14 protein-coding genes are annotated in these 19,026 nt (G+C 71.4%); 1 reads left to right on the top strand and 13 read right to left on the bottom strand.

The features are described 5' to 3' along the window. Nucleotides 1-7: 7 nt before the first annotated feature. Nucleotides 8-2,263: a molybdopterin-dependent oxidoreductase gene (locus IEY93_RS14025; RefSeq protein WP_189163485.1), complete on the bottom strand. Its 2,256-nt coding sequence runs from the start codon at nucleotides 2,261-2,263 to the stop codon at nucleotides 8-10. Nucleotides 2,264-2,433: 170 nt separating this feature from the next. Further along, a complete protein-coding gene (locus IEY93_RS14020) occupies nucleotides 2,434-3,468 on the bottom strand; it encodes a GNAT family N-acetyltransferase (RefSeq protein WP_189163484.1) in 1,035 nt (344 codons plus the stop codon). Between the two features lie 190 nt (nucleotides 3,469-3,658). Here IEY93_RS14020 and IEY93_RS14015 point away from each other — a divergent pair, with 190 nt between their 5' ends. After that, nucleotides 3,659-5,332, top strand: coding sequence for an amidohydrolase (locus IEY93_RS14015; protein WP_189163483.1), 1,674 nt, complete (start codon nucleotides 3,659-3,661; stop codon nucleotides 5,330-5,332). A 69-nt stretch (nucleotides 5,333-5,401) separates the two neighbouring features. Here the strand turns inward: IEY93_RS14015 and IEY93_RS14010 are convergent, their stop codons facing one another. The 11 genes from IEY93_RS14010 to uvrA all read right to left on the bottom strand — a co-directional run bounded on the left by IEY93_RS14010 (nucleotide 5,402) and on the right by uvrA (nucleotide 19,007). Next, the gene (locus IEY93_RS14010) at nucleotides 5,402-5,746 is read right to left on the bottom strand and encodes an RNA polymerase-binding protein RbpA (protein WP_189163482.1); all 345 of its coding nucleotides are present in this window, start codon (nucleotides 5,744-5,746) and stop codon (nucleotides 5,402-5,404) included. 74 nt (nucleotides 5,747-5,820) lie between these two features. Further along, nucleotides 5,821-6,054, bottom strand: a complete 234-nt coding sequence (gene secG, locus IEY93_RS14005) for a preprotein translocase subunit SecG (RefSeq protein ID WP_189163481.1) — start codon at nucleotides 6,052-6,054, stop codon at nucleotides 5,821-5,823. A gap of 130 nt (nucleotides 6,055-6,184) precedes the next feature. Further along, nucleotides 6,185-6,970 carry a triose-phosphate isomerase gene (gene tpiA, locus IEY93_RS14000; protein ID WP_189163480.1) on the bottom strand — a complete coding sequence of 262 codons (786 nt, stop codon included), beginning with the start codon at nucleotides 6,968-6,970 and terminating at the stop codon, nucleotides 6,185-6,187. Between the two features lie 7 nt (nucleotides 6,971-6,977). After that, entirely contained in the window at nucleotides 6,978-8,165 is a 1,188-nt protein-coding gene (locus tag IEY93_RS13995) for a phosphoglycerate kinase (protein ID WP_189163479.1), read from the bottom strand. Beyond that, entirely contained in the window at nucleotides 8,165-9,169 is a 1,005-nt protein-coding gene (gap, locus tag IEY93_RS13990; RefSeq protein ID WP_189163478.1) for a type I glyceraldehyde-3-phosphate dehydrogenase, read from the bottom strand. Before gap ends, IEY93_RS13995 begins: the two co-directional genes overlap by 1 nt. 494 nt (nucleotides 9,170-9,663) lie before the next feature. Next, on the bottom strand, nucleotides 9,664-10,644 hold the full coding sequence (gene whiA / locus IEY93_RS13985) for a DNA-binding protein WhiA (protein ID WP_189163477.1): 981 nt from the start codon (nucleotides 10,642-10,644) through the stop codon (nucleotides 9,664-9,666). 138 nt (nucleotides 10,645-10,782) lie between these two features. Continuing rightward, nucleotides 10,783-11,700 (bottom strand): gluconeogenesis factor YvcK family protein, encoded by a 918-nt coding sequence (locus IEY93_RS13980; protein WP_229691133.1) that lies wholly within the window; start codon nucleotides 11,698-11,700, stop codon nucleotides 10,783-10,785. A 440-nt stretch (nucleotides 11,701-12,140) separates the two neighbouring features. Then, nucleotides 12,141-13,007, bottom strand: a complete 867-nt coding sequence (gene rapZ, locus IEY93_RS13975; protein WP_268241554.1) for an RNase adapter RapZ — start codon at nucleotides 13,005-13,007, stop codon at nucleotides 12,141-12,143. A 68-nt stretch (nucleotides 13,008-13,075) separates the two neighbouring features. Further along, a complete protein-coding gene (uvrC, locus tag IEY93_RS13970; RefSeq protein ID WP_203968380.1) occupies nucleotides 13,076-14,968 on the bottom strand; it encodes an excinuclease ABC subunit UvrC in 1,893 nt (630 codons plus the stop codon). A 446-nt stretch (nucleotides 14,969-15,414) separates the two neighbouring features. Continuing rightward, nucleotides 15,415-15,879 carry a Rieske (2Fe-2S) protein gene (locus IEY93_RS13965; protein WP_189163473.1) on the bottom strand — a complete coding sequence of 155 codons (465 nt, stop codon included), beginning with the start codon at nucleotides 15,877-15,879 and terminating at the stop codon, nucleotides 15,415-15,417. A gap of 287 nt (nucleotides 15,880-16,166) precedes the next feature. Continuing rightward, a complete protein-coding gene (gene uvrA / locus IEY93_RS13960) occupies nucleotides 16,167-19,007 on the bottom strand; it encodes an excinuclease ABC subunit UvrA (RefSeq protein WP_189163472.1) in 2,841 nt (946 codons plus the stop codon). Nucleotides 19,008-19,026: the final 19 nt, after the last annotated feature.

The following is a 19,026-nucleotide window of genomic DNA, read 5'->3' as shown; positions in this document are numbered from 1 at the left end:
GCGGTGTTCAGGCCGGGAGTGCCTCGACGCGGGCGGGGACGTGTTTGTGCCAGGGGGTGCCGGCGTAGGGGTCGCGGTCTTCGGCGGCGGTCAGCTCGTTCGGCGGGGCGCCCGTGGTGGCCTGGCCCGACTCGCCGGGGTAGGTCAGGCCGAGGCCGTTGGGCAGCGAGACGTGCCCGGCCTGGAGGGTGTCGGTGATCTCGACGACGGCCTCGACCGAGCCGCGCCGCGTGGTCACCCGGGCCCGCGACCCGTCGGACAGGCCGAGGTCGGCGGCGTCCTTGGGGCTGACGCGCAGCACGCCCTCGGCGTCCCGTCTGCGCCAGGCGGGGTCGCGGAAGATCGTGTTGGCGGTGAAGGCGCGCCGCTCCCCCGCCGAGAGCACGAACGGGTAGTCCGGGTGCCCCGCCGGGCCCGGCCCGAGGGCGGCCAGTTCCGCCAGCAGGTCCGGCAGCGCCAGATGGATCTTCTTGTCCGGGGTGCCGAGCCGGTCCCAGCCGTCCCCGGGCTCGTCCAGGGTGAACACCATGCCGGAGGGGCTGTCCAGGACGGCGTCGAACAGCCGGTCACCGAGTTCGGCCCCCTCGCCTTCGACGCCGGCCCGGCGGACGGCCTCCGGATGGGCCGCCGCCACCCGGTGCGCCTGCGCCCACAGGGACGCCGCGGCCGCCGCGCCGTGCGGCAGCGCCGGGCCGAGCGTGCGGTACAGCAGGACCGGTGCGATCTTGGCCAGCGCGGGGTCGGCCATGGCGGCGAGGAACGCCTGGCCGAAGGCGGCCCGGCCGCGCCCGGCCGCCGCGCGCAGCGGAGCGACCTTCTCCTCCGGGAGGGCACCGATGGCCTCGCACAGCCGCGCGTAGATCTCCGGCTCGGGCAGCAGGTCGGTGCCAGGGGGCGGGTCGAGCACCGGCGGGCGCAGGTGGAAGTAGTTGGCGGGGGCCTCCAGGTTGAAGAAGGTCGCCTCCCACTTCTCGAACTGCGACGGCGCCGGCAGCACGTAGTCGGCCATCCGCGCGGTCTCGGTCATGGCGACGTCGATGACGACGAGCAGGTCGAGGGCGTCCAGCGCTTCGCGCATGCGCGGGGAGTCGGCGACGGAGTGCGCGGGGTTGGCGGACTCCACCAGCATGGCGCGATAGCGGCGCGGGTGGTCGGTGAGGATCTCCTCGGCGACCACGTTCGCCGGGACCAGTCCGGAGATGATCCGTGCCCCGGCCACCGGGCTGAACCGCTCGGCCTTCGGACCGTGGTGGGAGAAGGTGATGAACGGCGCGAACAGGATCGGTGGGTTGTTGGCGCCCGGACGCCCGAAGTTGCCGGTCAGCAGCCACAGCAGGTTGTCCAGGTAGCTGTTGAGAGTCGAGTGGAGGGTCATCTGCACGCCGAGGTCCTCGAACACCGCGACGCTCGCCGCGGCGGCGATCCGGCGTGCCGCCGTCCGCACCAGTTCCTCGGGCACGCCCGCGGTGGCGCAGTAGCCGGAGACCGGCACCGCGCGCAGGACGGCGCGCACCTCGTCCAGGCCGGTGGCGTGGGCGGCGAGCCAGTCGCGGGCGATGAGGTCCTCCTGGACGAGGACGCCGGCCATCGCGGCGAGCAGCCACGCGTCGGCGCCGGGGCGCACCCGCAGGTGGATGTCGGCCATCTCGGCGGTCTCGGTGCGCCGCGGATCGATGACGATCATGCAGCGGGCCGGGTCGCGGGCGATCTCACGCAGGGTGGGACGGGCGCGAGGCAGGCCGTGGGACTGCCAGGGATTCTTCCCGACGAACAGCGCGACCTCGCAGTGCTCGAAGTCGCCGGAGACGGTGGTGCCGAGCATGCGGTCCGACACCCAGAACAGGCCGGTCTTCTCCTGGGCCAGGGCGTTGGAGCGGTACCGGGCACCGAGCGCGCGCATCAGGGAACCGGAGTAGGAGCCGCCGAGATGGTTGCCCTGCCCGCCCCCGCCGTAGTAGAAGATCGACTCTCCGCCGTGGGCGCCGGCCACGCCGCGGAGCCGGGCCGCGACCTCGCCGATCGCGGTGTCCCAGCTCACCCGCTCGAACGTGCCGTCGGGCCGGCGCCGTAGCGGGTGAGTGAGCCGGTCCGCACCGTTCTGGTAGTGGTCCAGCCGCAGCGGCTTCTCGCAGGTGTACCCCTGGGAGGACGGGTGGGCCTTGTCGCCCCGGACGCGCGCCAGGTGCCGGCCGTCCAGCTTGATCTCGATGCCGCAGTTGCACGCGCACAGCACGCATGCCGAAGGCCGCCACTCGGTGCCCATGTCGCTCCCCGGTCAGGCGTTGAGTTCACTATGCGGACCCAGCCTAACCAGAAGAATCCTCTTGTCACCACCCCGGGACGACCGTGCCCCTCGTCCCGGCGTCCCGGCGGGCCGTCCGCCGTGATCCGCGATCCCCGAGCGTTCCCGGAGCGCGGCGGGCGGCCCGGCGTTCAGCCGCGAGGAGCGGGCACCATCGCGCCGGTGGCGATGCGCGCCTCCACGACGCCGGGGTCATCGGTGTAGGTCAGCGTGGCGCCCAGCGAGATCAGCAGGCGGCGCATGCGCACGTTGTCCGACAGCAGACTCGCCTTGACCTCGGCGAAGCCCAGGTCGCGCGCCTCCTCCAGCAGCATCCGTGCCAGCGCGCCGCCAAGGCCCCGTCCCTGCCAGCGGTCCTCGACCAGGAACGCCATCTCGGCGATACCCGGATCGGGTGTGAAGATCAGGTTGGCCAGCGCCACCACCTGCCCGTCGTACCCGGCGACGATCGAGTGCCCCCGGTCGCGGTCGCACAGCCGGTCGAACATCTTGGGGGGCAGCGCCGGCATCGAGGTGAAGTACCGGAACCTGCGCGAGTCGGGCGAGCAGCGGTCGTGCAGGTCGCGCACCGCTTCGCGGTAGAGCAGGGTGAGCGGGCGCACCTGCACCTCGATGCCGTCATGCAGGGTCACGGGGCGCTCGGCCGAGGGCATCTCGGCCGGCGGCTGCGCCAGCCGGACGAGGGCCGCCGCCCGGGCGGCCTCGGTCAGCGTGAACGGCAGCTCCGTGCGGCGCAGCCGGATCGCCCGGCGCGGCGCGACCGGCACGGTGAGCAGGGTCGGGTCGGGCAGGTCGGAGGAGAGGTCCACGCCGTACACCCAGCGCGCGTCGTCGGCGCGCAGCAGGTCGGTCAGCACCTCCGGCAGCCGCCAGGGCTGGGCGCGCAGGCGGGCGGCGAGCAGCAGCGCGCGGGTGGGCTCGTCGGTCAGTTCGTGCGCCGCGGCGGGCACGACCTGTACGCGACGGCCGCCGGCGGCCTCCAGCGCCTCCCGCACCGCCTCCGCCGAGGCGGGGATGTCGGCCACGAACTCGTCCACGGTGCCGTCGGTATCGGGCTGGACGCTCAGTCCGAGGATGTTGCCCCCCTTGGCCGCCAATGCGGCGGCGAGAGAGGCGAGCCGGCCCGGTCGCTCATCTACCGTGGTACGTATGCGCAGAAATCCCATCAAAACTCCCCTGTCGTCCGTCAGCAGGATGCCGCCAAGCTGTTACAGAACTGCTACATGGACATGAGCCGCCGGTTTCCGTTCATCGCATTTACCGCTGGAAGACGGATTTGACATGACTTGTCGGCATCGCTAGCCGCTTTCTGCCGACGTCCCGGCGGTAGGGCCACCGGATATAGCATCGTGGCCGATGACCGATCTGCTCTTCCACGGCGGCCGTGTGTTCACCGGCGCCGCGCACCAGGCCGCCAGGCCCACCACCACCGCATCCGGTGACTCTCCGGGAGCCTCCGCCGCCTTCGCCGAGGCCGTCCTCGTCCGCGGCGGGCGGATCGCGGCGGTGGGCGCCGAGGCCGACGTGGTCCGCCAGGCGCGCCCAGGGCACGAGAGCGTCGACCTGGCCGGCCGCCTGCTGACCCCGGCGTTCACCGACGCGCACATCCACCCCGTCCAGGCAGGGCTCGAACGCGCCAAATGCGACCTGTCGGAGGTCTTCGGCCTTCCCGCCTACCTCGACCTGATCGCACGGTACGCGCGCGAGCATCCGGGCAAGGCGTGGATCGACGGCGGCGGCTGGGACATGGCGGCCTTCCCCGGTGGCCTGCCGCACCGCACGCAGATCGACTTCACCGACCGCCCCGTCTACCTCATCCAGCGCGACCACCACGCGGCCTGGGTGAACACCAGGGCCCTGGAACTCGCCGGGATCACCGCCGCCACCCCCGACCCCGCCGACGGCCGCATCGAGCGCGACCCCGACGGCACGCCGAGCGGCGTCCTGCACGAGGGCGCCATGGACCTGGTCGGCCTGCTCACCCCACGCCCCACCGCGGGCGACCTGGACGCCGCGCTCATGGACGCCCAGGCCCACCTGTTCTCGCTGGGCATCACCGGCTGGCAGGACGCCATCGTCGGCTCCTACGCCGGATCCGACGACAACTTCCCCGCCTACCTGTCGGCCGCCGCCTCCGGCCGGCTGCGGGCGCGGGTCGTCGGCGCCCTGTGGTGGGACCGGGCGCGCGGCGCCGAGCAGATCGAGGAACTGGCCGAGCGCCGCGCCCAGGCGGGCGGGACGTTCTCCGCGGGCTCGGTGAAGATCATGCAGGACGGCATCGCGGAGAACTTCACCGCCGCCGTCATCGAGCCCTACTGCGGCTGCGGCCCCGACGAGCGCGGCCTGTCCTACGTCGACCCGGTGAAGCTCAAGGGGTACGTCGCCGAGCTGGACCGGCGCGGTTTCCAGGTCCACTTCCACGCCATCGGCGAGCGCGCCGTCCGCGAGGCACTGGACGCGCTGGAGGACACCTCGCCGGCGGGCCGGCACCACATCGCGCACCTGCAGATCGTCGAACCGTCCGACGTGCCGAGGTTCGCCCGGCTCGGCGTGACCGCCAACCTCCAGCCGCTGTGGGCGACCCACCACCTGCAGATGGACGAGCTGTGCATCCCCTACCTCGGCGAGGAGCGCTCGTCCTGGCAGTATCCGTTCGCCGGTCTGGTGCGCACCGGAGCCCGCCTGTGCGCGGGCAGCGACTGGCCGGTCTCCTCCGCCGACCCGCTCCAGGGCATGCACGTCGCCGTCAACCGCACCGAGCCCGGCGGATCGGTGCACGCGGGCTACCCGACCGCCCAGACCCCGTTCCTGCCGCACCAGCGCCTCGACCTGGCCACGGTGATGACGGCCTACACGTCCGGGTCGGCGTGGATCAACCACGACGACGAGGCCGGGGTGATCACCGTGGGCAACCGGGCCGACCTCGTGGTGCTCGACCGCGACCCGTACGCGCTGCCCGCCGGGGAGATCTGGACGACGCGGGCCGACATGACCTTCGTCGCCGGAGAGACGGTCTACGAACGGAGCTGACCGCGGACGCGAAGGCCCCCACGGGATCCCGTGGGGGCCTTGGCGTCGACCGGTTCGAAACCCGCAGGCCTACCAGGGCGAACGGTTGTTGCGCAGCCGCTCGAGGGCCTCGGCGAGAATCGCCGCGCCGTCGGTGTCGCTGCGCCGTTCCTTGACGTACGCCAGGTGGGTCTTGTAGGGCTCGTTGCGCGGCGGCGCGGGAGGGGCCGACTCGTCCTGACCGGCGGGAAGACCGCAGCGGGGGCAGTCCCAGTACTCCGGGACGGCGGCGTCGCTCGCGAAGCTCGGACGCGTCTCGTGCATGTTGGCGCACCAGAACGAGACCCGGACTCGCGGGGCCGCCTCGCCACGCTCGGCCTCCCCCATCGGACCAGCACCGACACGGCTACCACGGATGGCGTTGCCACTACCCACGGATGAACTCCTCGCTTGATCGCCCCGCCGCGCGGCGGGGAAAAGAATCTCTGTCAGGCCGTCAGGGAGGACGACTACGCCGGCCGGAGCAGCAGCCCCAGCGCGATGATGCAGACGAACCAGACCGATCCGGTGATGACCGTCAGCCGGTCGAGATTCCGCTCCACCACCGAGGACCCACCGAAGGACGATGTGAAGCCGCCGCCGAAGAGGTCGGAGAGACCGCCACCCTTGCCCTTGTGGAGCAACACGAGCAGCACCATGAGGGCGCTCGACAGGATGAGGGCGATGGAGATACCGATAATCACCGTTGACCTGTTTCCCTGTTATGCGCGCCGGAGCGCGACCTGACCTGCCCGGCGAACGCCGGGGTGACGATTCAAAGTGTCTCTTCGAGGGTACGTCGTGATGTCAACTCGTACCTCCCGAACAGCTCAGCTAGCCCGGCATTTCGCCAAAACGACTGATTTTGACGAAGTCGACCGGGTCGAGGCAGGCACCGCCGACCAGAGCCCCGTCGATATCCGGCTGCGCCATGATGCCGGCGACGTTGCCGCTCTTCACCGACCCACCGTAAAGGATACGGACGGCGGCGGCCACATCCTGGTCGTACAGCTCGGCGAGTCGCACCCGGATGGCGCCGCAGACCTCCTGCGCGTCGTCCGGAGTGGCCACCTTGCCGGTGCCGATCGCCCATACCGGCTCGTAGGCGACGACGACCGACTTGGCCTGGTCGGGCTTGACACCGTTCAGCGCGGCGTCGAGCTGGGACAGGGTGTAGGCGACCTGACCGCCGGCCTGCCGGATGGGGAGGCCTTCGCCCACGCAGAGGATGGGCGTGAGCGAATGCCGGTAGGCCGCCTGCACCTTGGCGCCGACGACCTGGTCGTCCTCGCCGTGGTACTGCCGGCGCTCGGAGTGCCCGGCCAGCACGTACGTGCAGCCGAGCTTGGCCAGCATCGAACCCGAGATCTCGCCGGTGTAGGCGCCGGCGTCGTGCACCGAAAGGTCCTGCGCGCCGTAGACGATGCGCAGCTTGTCACCGTCCACCAGGGTCTGCACACTGCGCAGGTCGGTGAACGGGGGCAGCACCGCGACCTCGGCACGGTCGAAGTCCTTGTCGGTCAGCGTGAACGCCAGCTTCTGGACCAGGGCGATGGCCTCGAGATGGTTGAGGTTCATCTTCCAGTTGCCGGCGAACAGCGGCTTGCGGGCTGTGCTCATGGGGCGCTCAGTCCTCCAGCGCTGCCAGGCCGGGCAGGGTCTTGCCCTCGAGATACTCGAGGCTCGCCCCGCCACCGGTCGAGATGTGGGAGAAACCGTCCTCGGGGAGACCGAGCTTGCGCACGGCCGCCGCCGAGTCGCCGCCGCCGACCACGGTGAACGCGCCGGAGGCGACCAGCGCCTCGGCCACGGCGCGGGTGCCGCCCGAGAACGCCTCGAACTCGAACACGCCCATCGGGCCGTTCCAGAAGACGGTCGCGGCGTCGGCCAGCTTGGACGCGAACAGCTCGCGGGTCTTCGGCCCGATGTCCAGGCCCTCGCGGTCGGCCGGGATCGCGGTGGCCTCCACCACGTCATGCGGCGCGTCCTCGGCGAAGGTCGTCGCCGCCAGGATGTCGACCGGCAGCACGAGCTCGACACCGCGCTTGTCGGCCTCGGCGATGAACCCGCTCACCTGCTCGAGCTGGTCCTCCTGCAGCAGGGACTTGCCGACCTCGTGGCCCTGGGCCTTGAGGAAGGTGTAGGCCATGCCGCCGCCGACGATCAGGCGGTCGACCTTGCCGAGCAGGTTGGCGATCACGCCGAGCTTGTCGGAGACCTTCGCGCCGCCGAGCACGACGACGTACGGCCGGGCGGGGTCCTCGGTGAGCTTCTTGAGCACCTCGACCTCGGCGACGACCAGCCCGCCGGCGGCGTGCGGGAGCCGCTTCGGCACGTCGTAGACGCTGGCGTGCTTGCGGTGCACGGCGCCGAAGCCGTCACCGACGTACAGCTCGGCCAGGGCGGCGAGCTCGTCGGCGAAGGCGCCGCGCAGCGCGTCGTCCTTGGACTCCTCGCCCGGCTCGAAGCGGAGGTTCTCCAGCAGGGCGACCTCGCCGTCGCCCAGGCCCTCGACCGTGGCGCGGGCGGAGTCGCCCACGACGTCGGAGGCGAAGGCGACCGGGTGGCCGAGCAGCTCGCCGAGCCGCGCGGCGACCGGGGCCAGGGAGAACTGCGGCGCCACCTTGCCCTTGGGGCGGCCCAGGTGGGCGCAGACGATCACCCGCGCCCCCCGGCTCGCGAGCGCGCTGATCGTGGGCACCGACGCGCGGATGCGCCCGTCGTCGGTGATGACGTCCCCGTCGAGGGGAACGTTCAGGTCGGCGCGCACGAGCACGCGCCGACCCTTCACGTCGAGAGCCTCGATGGTCTGCATCAGAACCGCGAACCAACCAGCTCGATGAGGTCGCCGAGGCGGTTGGAGTAGCCCCACTCGTTGTCGTACCAGCCGACGACCTTGACCTGGTTGCCGATGACCTTGGTCAGGCCGGAGTCGAAGATGCAGGAGGCCGGGTCGGTGACGATGTCGGCGGAGACGATCTCGTCCTCGGTGTAGCTGAGGATGCCGCGCAGCGGGCCCTCGGCGGCGGCCTTGAGGGCGGCGTTGACCTCCTCGACCGTGGTCTCGCGCTTGAGCTCGACGGTCAGGTCGGTGGCCGAGCCGGTGGGGATCGGCACGCGCAGCGCGAAGCCGTCCAGCTTGCCCTTGAGCTCGGGGAGCACCAGGCCGATCGCCTTGGCGGCGCCGGTGGAGGTGGGCACGATGTTCAGGGCGGCGGCGCGGGCGCGGCGCAGGTCCTTGTGCGGGCCGTCCTGGAGGTTCTGGTCCTGGGTGTAGGCGTGGATCGTGGTCATCAGGCCCTTCTCGATGCCGAAGGTGTCGTTGATGACCTTCGCCATGGGGGCCAGGCAGTTGGTCGTGCAGGAGGCGTTGGAAATGATGGTGTGCGCCGCCGGGTCGTACTTGTCGTGGTTGACGCCCATCACGATCGTGATGTCCTCGCCCTTGGCGGGCGCGGAGATGATGACCTTCTTGGCGCCGTTCTCGGCGTGCACCTTGGCCTTGGCGGCGTCGGTGAACAGGCCGGTCGACTCGACGACGACGTCCACGCCGAGGTCGCCCCACGGCAGCTTGGCGGGGTCGCGCTCGGCGAACACCTTGATCGCCTTGCCGTCGACCGTGATCTCGTCGGCCGTGTTCTTGACCTCGTACGGCAGGCGGCCCAGGATGCTGTCGTACTTCAGCAGATGGGCGAGGGTGGCATTGTCGGTCAGGTCGTTGACGGCGACAATCTCGATGTCCTTACCGCCGGCCGCCACGGCTCGCCAGAAGTTGCGGCCGATACGGCCGAAGCCGTTGATGCCTACGCGGATGCTCACGGAACCAGATCTCCTCGAACGTCGTGGCGCCGGCCCGTGCCGGCGTCGTGGCGGGCTGAAACCTCAGATAACCCTACCGGGTGGCAATTGGTGTAGACCACGTGGCTCTCCCCTTTGCGGCCGCGGTCGCGGACCGCGCAGGCCCCCCAGCTCACAGCGGCACGAGCGGACGCGAACGCCGCTTCCTCCGCCCCGCCCTCCGGCGGTCACGCGGACCGGGCGAAAGACCTCCCCACCGCCCGGGGCACGGCCCCTTCACGCCGCCGGAGCCGGCGCCCGGACGTGCGGAACGCCAGATCTCAGATCACGACCGTGCCGCCGGACCGCATCCCTCCTTGACGTTCCTGACGCGGTCTCGGCGTCCCACGCCGACGGCTTCCCCCGGCCGCCTTCGGCGGCGACGGAGCCCTGTGCGCCCGGCGCCGCGGGGGGACGGTGCACGCGGCGAACGGCGGCGCCACCTCGCGCAGGGGCCCGGACCTCTGGCCGACGCGTCAGGGGGCGAGCATCTCGGCGGTGAGATTGGCGTCGGTGGAGGCGATGCCGAGGTCGGCGGCGCGCTTGTCCGCCATGGCGAGCAGCCTGCGGATGCGGCCGGCGATGGCGTCCTTGGTCAGCGGCGGGTCGGCGATCTGGCCGAGCTCCTCCAGCGACGCCTGCTTGTGCTCCACACGCAGCCGTCCGGCGATCACCAGGTGCTCGGGGGCGTCATCGCCGAGGATCTCCAGCGCGCGCTGCACACGGGCCCCCGCCGCGACCGCGGCCCGGGCCGACCTGCGCAGATTGGCGTCGTCGAAGTTGGCCAGGCGGTGGGCGGTGGCGCGCACCTCCCGCCGCATGCGGCGCTCCTCCCAGGCCAGCACGCTGTCATGGGCACCGAGCCGGGTGAGCAGGGCGCTGATCGCGTCGCCGTCCCGGACGACCACCCGGTCGACCCCACGGACCTCCCGCGCCTTGGCGTGGATCTTGAGCCGCCGGGCGGAGCCGACCAGGGCCAGCGCGGCCTCCGGGCCCGGGCAGGTGACCTCCAGCGACATCGAACGGCCGGGCTCGGTCAGCGAGCCGTGGGCCAGGAACGCCCCGCGCCAGGCGGCCTCGGCGTCACAAGTGGCGCCGGAGACCACCTGGCGCGGCAGGCCGCGCACCGGGCGCCCATGGTTGTCGATCAATCCGGTCTGGCGGGCCAGCGCCTCACCGTCGCGATAGACACGCACCACGTACCGCGACCCCTTGCGCAGGCCCGCCGGCGCCAGAACCAGCACCTCGGCCCTGTGCCCGAACACCTCGCCGATGTCCTTGATCAGGCGGCGGGCCGTGACGTTGGTGTCCAACTCGGCCTCGATCACGATGCGGCCGCCGACGAGATGCAGCCCGCTCGCGAAGCGCAGCAACGTCGACACCTCTGCCTTGCGGCAACAGGGCTTCAGCACCGAGAGCCGGCTCAGCTCGTCCTTCACCACACCCGTCATGGCCATGTGCCCGTGTCCTCCCCCATAAAGACGCCTCTCACGGTCCAGGCGGGCCGGCCGCGCCGCACGGCGGGCTCCCCCGCCCGGCGCGGCTGCGACGGCCCCCGGCAAGTCTCTCGCACCCCGTGGGCGCGCTGACCAGGATCAACGCTTCCCACGGAAAATCTCGTCCAGGACCGAGGCAAGTCGTCGTGCGTCATGCCGGGGGGAACCATCGGCGGCGGCCACGTCGGCGAGCACCAGGCGTCCGCCGAGCGCCTCGGCGGCCTTCTCCAGCTCATCGCGCTCACCCGCCACCCGGCTGTCGGCGAGCACGACGTCGATGCGCAGGCCCGGGGCATGCTCGCGGAGCACCTGCAGGTGCTTCTCGGCGGAGAACCCGTCGGTCTCGCCCGGCTGCGGCGCCAGGTTGAGCGTGACCAGCCGCCAGCCACCGGTGTCGTGCAGCGCCCCGGCGAGCTCGGGTACTTTCAGGTGCGGCAGCACGCTGGTGAACCACGAGCCGGGCCCGAACACCACCCAGTCGGCGTCCCGCACGGCGGAGACGGCCTCGGGACAGGCCGGTGGGTCGGCGGGCACCAGGGAGATCGCCTGAACGCTGCCCGGGGTGAGCGCGCACGCCACCTGCCCGCGCACCACGGTCACCTTGCCGTCGAGCTCGACCTCGGCCTCGATGTCGAGCGGCACCGAGGCCATCGGCAGCACCCGGCCATGCGCGCCGAGCAGGCGGCCCACCCAGTCGAGCCCCGCCACGGGGTCGTCGAGCAGCTCCCACAGCGCCACGATCAGGAGGTTCCCCACGGCATGACCGTGTAACTCGCCCTCGCTGCGGAAGCGGTGCTGGACGACCCTGCTCCACGTCTCGCCCCAGTCGTCGTCTCCGCACAGGGCGGCCAGGGCCATGCGCAGGTCGCCCGGGGGCAGGACGCCGAGCTCGCGCCGCAGGCGGCCACTGGAGCCGCCGTCGTCGGCGACGGTGACCACGGCCGTCAGCTCGCCGGTCACCCGGCGCAGCGCCGACAGCGACGCGTGCAGCCCGTGCCCGCCGCCGAGCGCGACCACCCGCACGGGCCTGGCGCGCCGCGCGTTCCCGGTGCCCGCCGGCCACGCCGCCGCGTCCCGCAGTGCGGCGTCCGATGCGCCTGCGCCGGCCGTGGAGCCGGCCACGCGGGCGCCGGTCCTCGCGGCGCCGGAACGTGCCCGGGAATCAACGACCTCGGCATCCATTTCGGCGAGATCCGGACACGCCCGCGAGCCCAGAACACGAGCACCGGCCCCTGTGACACCGGAACGCGCCCAGGAATCAACGACCTCGGCATCCATTTCGGCGAGATCCGGACACACCGGCGAGCCGAGGTCACGGGTGTCGGCCTTGGCCTGGCAGCCGCCCGGCGCGGACGGAGGGTCATCGCGGTCTTCTTCTCGGCGGTCGACCTGGGCCATGCGGCGGCCCGGCGGGGTCCCCGGGTGGGCGCGGCCCCCCGGCTCCCCGTCTAGCTCGTTCACTCGCGGCCCACATCCCGGTGGCTGACCTGGACCTCCATGTCGCGCTCGCGCAGGCGGGCGCCGATCTGCTCGGCCATCGCGACGCTGCGGTGCCGGCCGCCGGTGCAGCCGACCGCCAGGGTGGCGTAGCCCTTGCCCTCGCGGACGTACCCGGCCGCGACCACGCCGAGGACCTCCTCGTAGCCGTCCAGGAACTCCTTGGCGCCCGGCTGGCTGAGGACGTACTCGCGCACCGGGGTCTCCAGCCCGGTCATCGGGCGCAGCTCGGGCACCCAGTGGGGGTTGGGCAGGAACCTGCAGTCGACCACCAGGTCGGCGTCCACCGGCAGACCGTACTTGAAGCCGAAGGACACGATGTTGACCCGCAGGCCGGGACGGTGGTCGCCGCCGAAGAACGAGACGATCTTGCCGCGCAGCTCGTGCACGTTGTGCGATGAGGTGTCGATGACCAGGTCGGCATTGGCGCGCACCTCGCGCAGGATGCCTCGCTCGCGGGCGATGCCGTCGACCAGCCGTCCCTCGCCCTGCAGCGGGTGCGGGCGGCGGACGTTCTCGAAGCGGCGCACGAGCTCTTCGTCACTGGCCTCCAGGAACACCACGCGCACCCCGACGCCGCGTGCCTCGAGCTCCTCGATGGCGCTGTTGAGGTCGGTGGTGAACGCGAGACTGCGCACGTCCACGACGGCGGCGACCTTGTCGGTCGGCAGCTTGACCCGCCCGGCCTCCTCGGCCATGGCGAACAGCATGCCGGGAGGCAGGTTGTCGATCACGAACCAGCCGAGATCCTCCAGGGCCTTGGCCGCCGTGCTGCGCCCCGCGCCGGACATGCCGGTGACGATGACGAAGGCGGTGTCGCCCACCACGCCCCTTCGTCCCCGCTCGGCGGGCGGCGGCCGCGAAGGGTCGCGCCCGGTGCCGCCGGTCTGCTCGCTCATGTGCCCTCCCCCTTCAGTGCCGCAACGATCGCCTCGGCGGTCGACAGCCCGATGCCCGGAACCTCGCGGATCTCGTCGACCGTCGCCCCCCGCAACCGCTTGACGGACCCGAAGCGTTTCAGCAAAGCCTGCTTCCGTGCCGAACCGAGCCCTCGGATCTCGTCCAGAACGCTTTCTTTGACAGACTTCGAACGTTTCGAACGATGGTAGGTGATGGCGAAACGGTGCGCCTCATCACGCACCCTCTGCAGAAGATAAAGGCCCTCGCTGCTTCTGGGCAGGATGACCGGCTGGTCGTCGCCGGGCAGCCAGACCTCCTCCAGCCGCTTGGCCAGGCCGCTCACCGCCACGTCGTCCACACCGAGCTCATCCAGGGCGCGCTGGGCGGCGGCCACCTGTGCCGGGCCGCCGTCGACGACCACGAGGTTGGGCGGGTAGGCGAACCTGCGCGGCCTGCCGGTCTCGGGATCGATCGGCTCGGGGTCCAGCTCGCCGGTCTGCGCGCGTTCCTCCAGGTGGCGTTTGAACCGGCGCTGGATCACCTCGTAGATGGAGGCGACGTCGCCCTGGCCCGCGGTGCCGCGGATCGCGAACCGGCGGTACTCGCTCTTGCGGGCCAGACCGTCCTCGAAGACCACCATCGACGCCACGACGTCGTCGCCCTGCAGGTGGGAGACGTCGTAGCACTCGATGCGCAGCGGGGCCTGGTCGAGGTCGAGCGCGTCGGCGATCTCCTGCAGGGCGCGGCTGCGGGTGGTCAGGTCACTCGCCCTGCGCAGCTTGTGCTGGGCCAGCGACTCCTTGGCGTTGCGCTCGACGGTCTCCAGCAGGGCCTTCTTGTCGCCGCGCTGGGGCACGCGCACCTCGACCCGGGCGCCGCGCTGCTCGGTGAGCAACTCGGCGACGGCGTCCGCCTCCGGCGGCAGGACGGGCACCAGCACCTCGCGCGGCACGGCCTCGGGGGCGGCCTCGCCGTACATCTGGAGCAGGAAGTGCTCGACCAGCTCGGCGGACGAGGCCTCCTCCACCTTGTCGACCACCCAGCCCCGCTGGCCGCGGATGCGGCCGCCGCGCACGTAGAAGACCTGGACCGCGGCTTCCAGAGCGTCCTGCGAGAGGGCGACCACGTCGGCGTCGGTGCCCTCGCCGAGCACCACGGCCTGCTTCTCCAGCGCCCGCTGCAGTGCCTGGATGTCGTCGCGGAGCCGGGCCGCCCTTTCGTACTCCTCGGTGGCGGCGGCCTCGCGCATGGCCCGCTCCAGCCGTTTGATGAACCGGCCGGTGTTGCCCGCCATGAAGTCGCAGAAGTCCTCGGCGAGCTCGCGGTGCTGCTCGGGGGTCACCTTGCCGACGCACGGGGCCGAGCACTTGTCGATGTAGCCGAGCAGGCAGGGCCGGCCGATCTGCCCGGCCCGCTTGAACACACCGGCCGAGCAGGTGCGCACCGGGAAGACGCGCAGCAGCAGGTCGACGGTCTCCCTGATGGCCCAGGCGTGGGAGTAGGGCCCGAAGTAGCGGGTTCCCTTGCGCTTGGCGCCGCGCATGACCTGCACCCGGGGGAAGTCGTCCCCCATGGTCACGGCGAGGTAGGGATAGGACTTGTCGTCGCGGTATTTGACGTTGAAGCGCGGGTCGAACTCCTTGATCCAGGAGTATTCGAGCTGGAGGGCCTCGACCTCGGTGCCGACGACGGTCCAGTCGACGCGCGCGGCGGTGGTGAGCATGGTCTGGGTGCGCGGGTGGAGCCCGGCGAAGTCGGCGAAGTAGGAGTTGAGCCGCTGGCGCAGACTCTTGGCCTTGCCCACGTAGATGACCCGGCCATGCTCGTCCCGGAAGCGGTAGACACCGGGGGACTCAGGGATCGACCCCGGCTCGGGACGGAAACTCAGGGGGCTGCTTGCGGATCTCGCCACAACAGAAAGCCTATCCGCCTCCGCCGACAGAACAGGGCTTTCGGCACCCGCCGCAGGGGACCCCCACCCCCCGCCCCGTAGATCATCGCCCCCGCGAAGCCGGCCGCGGCGACGGCGCGAGCCGGGCGATCCGCGGCACGGCGCACGATGTCCGCAGCCGTGGCACGGAGGGGCCGGATCATGCGAGACGAGCGGCCGGTGAACCGACGGCCGGGCCGTCGCGATCGTCCGCGCGTGCGTCGTTCTCGCCGACGCGCTCCGCGGGGAGCCGGAGCCTCCCGGCCTGGTCCCGGAAGAGCTCCGGCACACCGGCGCGGGCCCGGCAGGTCGCGGCGCGGTGCGCCGGCCGTGTACCGGCGTGGGCCGGGGGCGGAGGGTTCCGGTCTCCTCCGCCCCACCCGCCCGCGACGGACGCCCGGCGGTCAGGCCAGGCTGATCGAGTCGCCGTCGACCTTGATCTGCTTCTCCTCCAGCGGCCGGCTCGCCGGGCCGTCGACCACCGAGCCATCGGAGATCTTGAACTTGCTCCCGTGGCACGGGCAGTTGATCGTCCCGCCGGAGACGGAGCCGACCGGGCACCCCTGGTGGGTGCACAGGGCGCTGAACGCCTTGAACTGACCGTCGCTCGGCTGGGTGATGACGATCTTCTCGTCCTTGAAGATCTTGCCGCCGCCGGTGGGGATGTCGCTCGTCTTGGCCAGGCCGCCCGCGCCGGAGCCGGCGTCCTTCCCTCCCGGGTCCGAGGAGGCCGCCGGCTCGCCCGCGGAGTCGCCCCCGGAGGTGGTCGCCGACGTCCCGTATCCGCCGCAGGCGGTCAGCGCGACCGCCAGACCCGCACCGCCGGCCCCGAGCATCACCGCACGCCGTGTCGTGTCCATCTCGCTCATATGTCAGCCTTCCTCAGATTGCGTCATCACGTGCTACGGCCCACGCCCCGCACCAGTTCAGCATGAGGCACCTGTGACTTCGGCAGTATGCACAATTACCCGTAAGCCCAAGATCAGTCTTCCGCCGCAGCCGGCGGCCCCTGAGAGACCCTGCCACATTCGGGCATCGCTCTCGAAGACGCGCACTGTATCCCGGGCGGCCGGTCTCCCGGAGACGTTCCGGCCCCCTCCGGCGGGGCATCGAGAAGACGGCGCTCCGGCCCGGTGGCCGGAGCGCCGCGGGCGGGTCAGCCGCCGAGGATCTTGCTGAGGAAGCGGCCGGTGTGGCTGTCCTCGACCTGGGCGATCTGCTCGGGGGTGCCGGTGGCCAGCACCTTGCCGCCCTTCGACCCGCCCTCGGGGCCCATGTCGATGATCCAGTCGGCGGTCTTGATCACATCGAGGTTGTGCTCGATGACGATGACGGTGTTGCCGCCGTCCACCAGGCGTCCGAGGACGCCGAGGAGCTTGTGGATGTCCTCGAAGTGCAGGCCCGTGGTGGGCTCGTCCAGGACGTAGACCGTGCGGCCGGTGGAGCGGCGCTGCAACTCGGAGGCCAGCTTGACGCGCTGGGCCTCGCCGCCCGACAGCGTGGTCGCGGGCTGGCCGAGCCGGACGTACCCCAGGCCGACGTCATTGAGCGTCTTGAGGTGGCGCTTGATCGCCGGGATGGCGTCGAAGAACTCCAGGGCCTCCTCGATCGGCATGTCGAGGACCTCCGAGATCGTCTTGCCCTTGTAGTGGACCTCCAGGGTCTCCCGGTTGTACCGGGCGCCGTGGCAGACCTCACAGGGGACGTAGACGTCCGGCAGGAAGTTCATCTCGATCTTGATGGTGCCGTCGCCTGAGCACGCCTCGCAGCGGCCGCCCTTGACGTTGAAGCTGAACCGGCCCGGCTGGTAGCCGCGGATCTTCGCCTCGGTGGTCTGCGCGAACAGCTTGCGGACGTGGTCGAAGACGCCGGTGTAGGTCGCGGGGTTGGACCTCGGAGTGCGACCGATGGGGCTCTGGTCGACGTGCACGACCTTGTCCACCAGGTCGGTGCCGGTCACCCGGGAGTGCCGGCCCGGGACGGTCTTGGCGCCGTTGAGCTCCTTGGCCAGCGCGTTGTACAGGATGTCGTTGACCAGGGTGGACTTACCCGACCCGGACACACCGGTGACCGCGGTGAACACCCCGAGCGGGAACTCGGCGTCCACGCCCTTGAGGTTGTGCTCGCGGGCGCCCTTGACCACCAGCTTGCGCTTGGCATCGCGCTTGCGCCGCTCGCCCGGCACGGCGATGCTCCTGCGTCCCGACAGATAGGCGCCGGTGAGGGAATCTTCACTGGCGAGCAGGTCGTCCACGGTGCCGGAGACGACGACCTGGCCACCGTGCTCGCCGGCGCCGGGGCCGATGTCGACCACCCAGTCGGCCGCCGCGATGGTGTCCTCGTCGTGCTCGACGACGATCAGCGTGTTGCCCATGTCGCGCAGCCGGATCAGCGTGTCGAGCAGGCGCTGGTTGTCACGCTGGTGCAGGCCGATCGACGGCTCGTCCAGGACGTAGAGCACGCCGACCAGGCCCGAGCCGATCTGGGTGGCCAGGCGGATGCGCTGGGCCTCACCACCGGCGAGCGTGCCGGCCGCGCGGTCGAGGGTGAGGTAGTCGAGGCCGACGTCGAGCAGGAAGCCCAGCCGCGCGTTGATCTCTTTGACCACGCGCTCGGCGATGTGCATGTCGCGCTCGGAGAGGGTGAGCTCACCGAGGAACCCGGCGCACTCGCCGATCGACATGCCCGACACCTCGGCGATGGACCGGTCGCTGACCGTCACCGCCAGCGAGACCGGCTTGAGCCTGGCTCCCTTGCAGGTGGGGCAGGGGATCTCGCGCATGAAGCCCTCGAAGCGCTCGCGCGAGGAGTCGCTCTCGGCCTCGGCGTGCCGGCGCTGCACCCAGGGGATCACGCCTTCGAAGGTGGTGTAGTAGGACCGCTGGCGGCCGTAGCGGTTGCTGTAGCGGACGTGCACCTGCTCGTCGTAGCCGCGCAGCAGTGCCTTCTGCGCCTGCTTGGGGAGCCGCTCCCACGGGGTGTCGAGGTCGAATCCCATGGCGTGGCCGAGGGCCTCGACGAGCCGGATGAAGTAGTCGCTGGTGTGGCCGCCCGCCCACGGGGCCAGAGCGCCGTCGCCCAGCGACTTCTCGGGGTCGGGCACCACCAGCTCGGGGTCGACCTCCATGCGGGTGCCGAGGCCGGTGCAGTCGGGGCAGGCGCCGAAGGGCGAGTTGAACGAGAACGAGCGCGGCTCGAGCTCCTCGAACGACAGGTCGTCGTAGGGGCAGTAGAGGTGCTCGGAGTAGAACCGCTCACGGCCGGGGTCGTCGTCGGGCAGGTCGACGAAGTCGAGGGTGATCGTGCCGCCGGACAGCTGCAGCGCCGTCTCGACCGAGTCGGTGAGCCGGCGGCGCGCGCCGTCCTTGACCGAGAGGCGGTCGACGATGACCTCGATGTCGTGCTTCTCGTACTTCTTCAGGACCGGCGGCTCCTCCAGCCGGACGATCGTGCCGTCGACCCGCGCCCGGGCGAAGCCCTTGGTCTGCAGCTCGCGGAACAGCTCGGAGTACTCCCCCTTGCGCCCGCGGATGACCGGAGCCATGACCTGGAAGCGCGTGCCTTCGGGCAGCTCGAGGACACGGTCCACGATCTGCTGCGGGGTCTGCCGGGCGATCGGGCGGCCGCAGGTGGGACAGTGCGGCTTGCCGATGCGCGCCCACAGCAGGCGCAGGTAGTCGTAGACCTCGGTGATGGTGCCGACCGTGGACCGCGGGTTGCGGGAGGTGGACTTCTGGTCGATCGAGACGGCCGGCGACAGGCCCTCGATGAAGTCGACGTCGGGCTTGTCCATCTGCCCGAGGAACTGCCTGGCGTACGCCGAGAGCGACTCGACGTAGCGCCGCTGGCCCTCGGCGAAGATGGTGTCGAAGGCCAGGCTGGACTTGCCCGAGCCGGACAGCCCGGTGAATACGATCAGAGCGTCTCGCGGCAGGTCGAGCGAGACGTCCTTGAGATTGTGTTCGCGCGCGCCACGAACGATCAAGCGGTCGGCCACAGCAGATCTCTCATGTTGG

The sequence above is a fragment of the Sphaerisporangium melleum genome, assembly GCF_014646695.1.
In the GTDB taxonomy this organism is placed as follows: domain Bacteria; phylum Actinomycetota; class Actinomycetes; order Streptosporangiales; family Streptosporangiaceae; genus Sphaerisporangium; species Sphaerisporangium melleum.
This window is presented reverse-complemented; position numbering and strand designations above follow the sequence as displayed.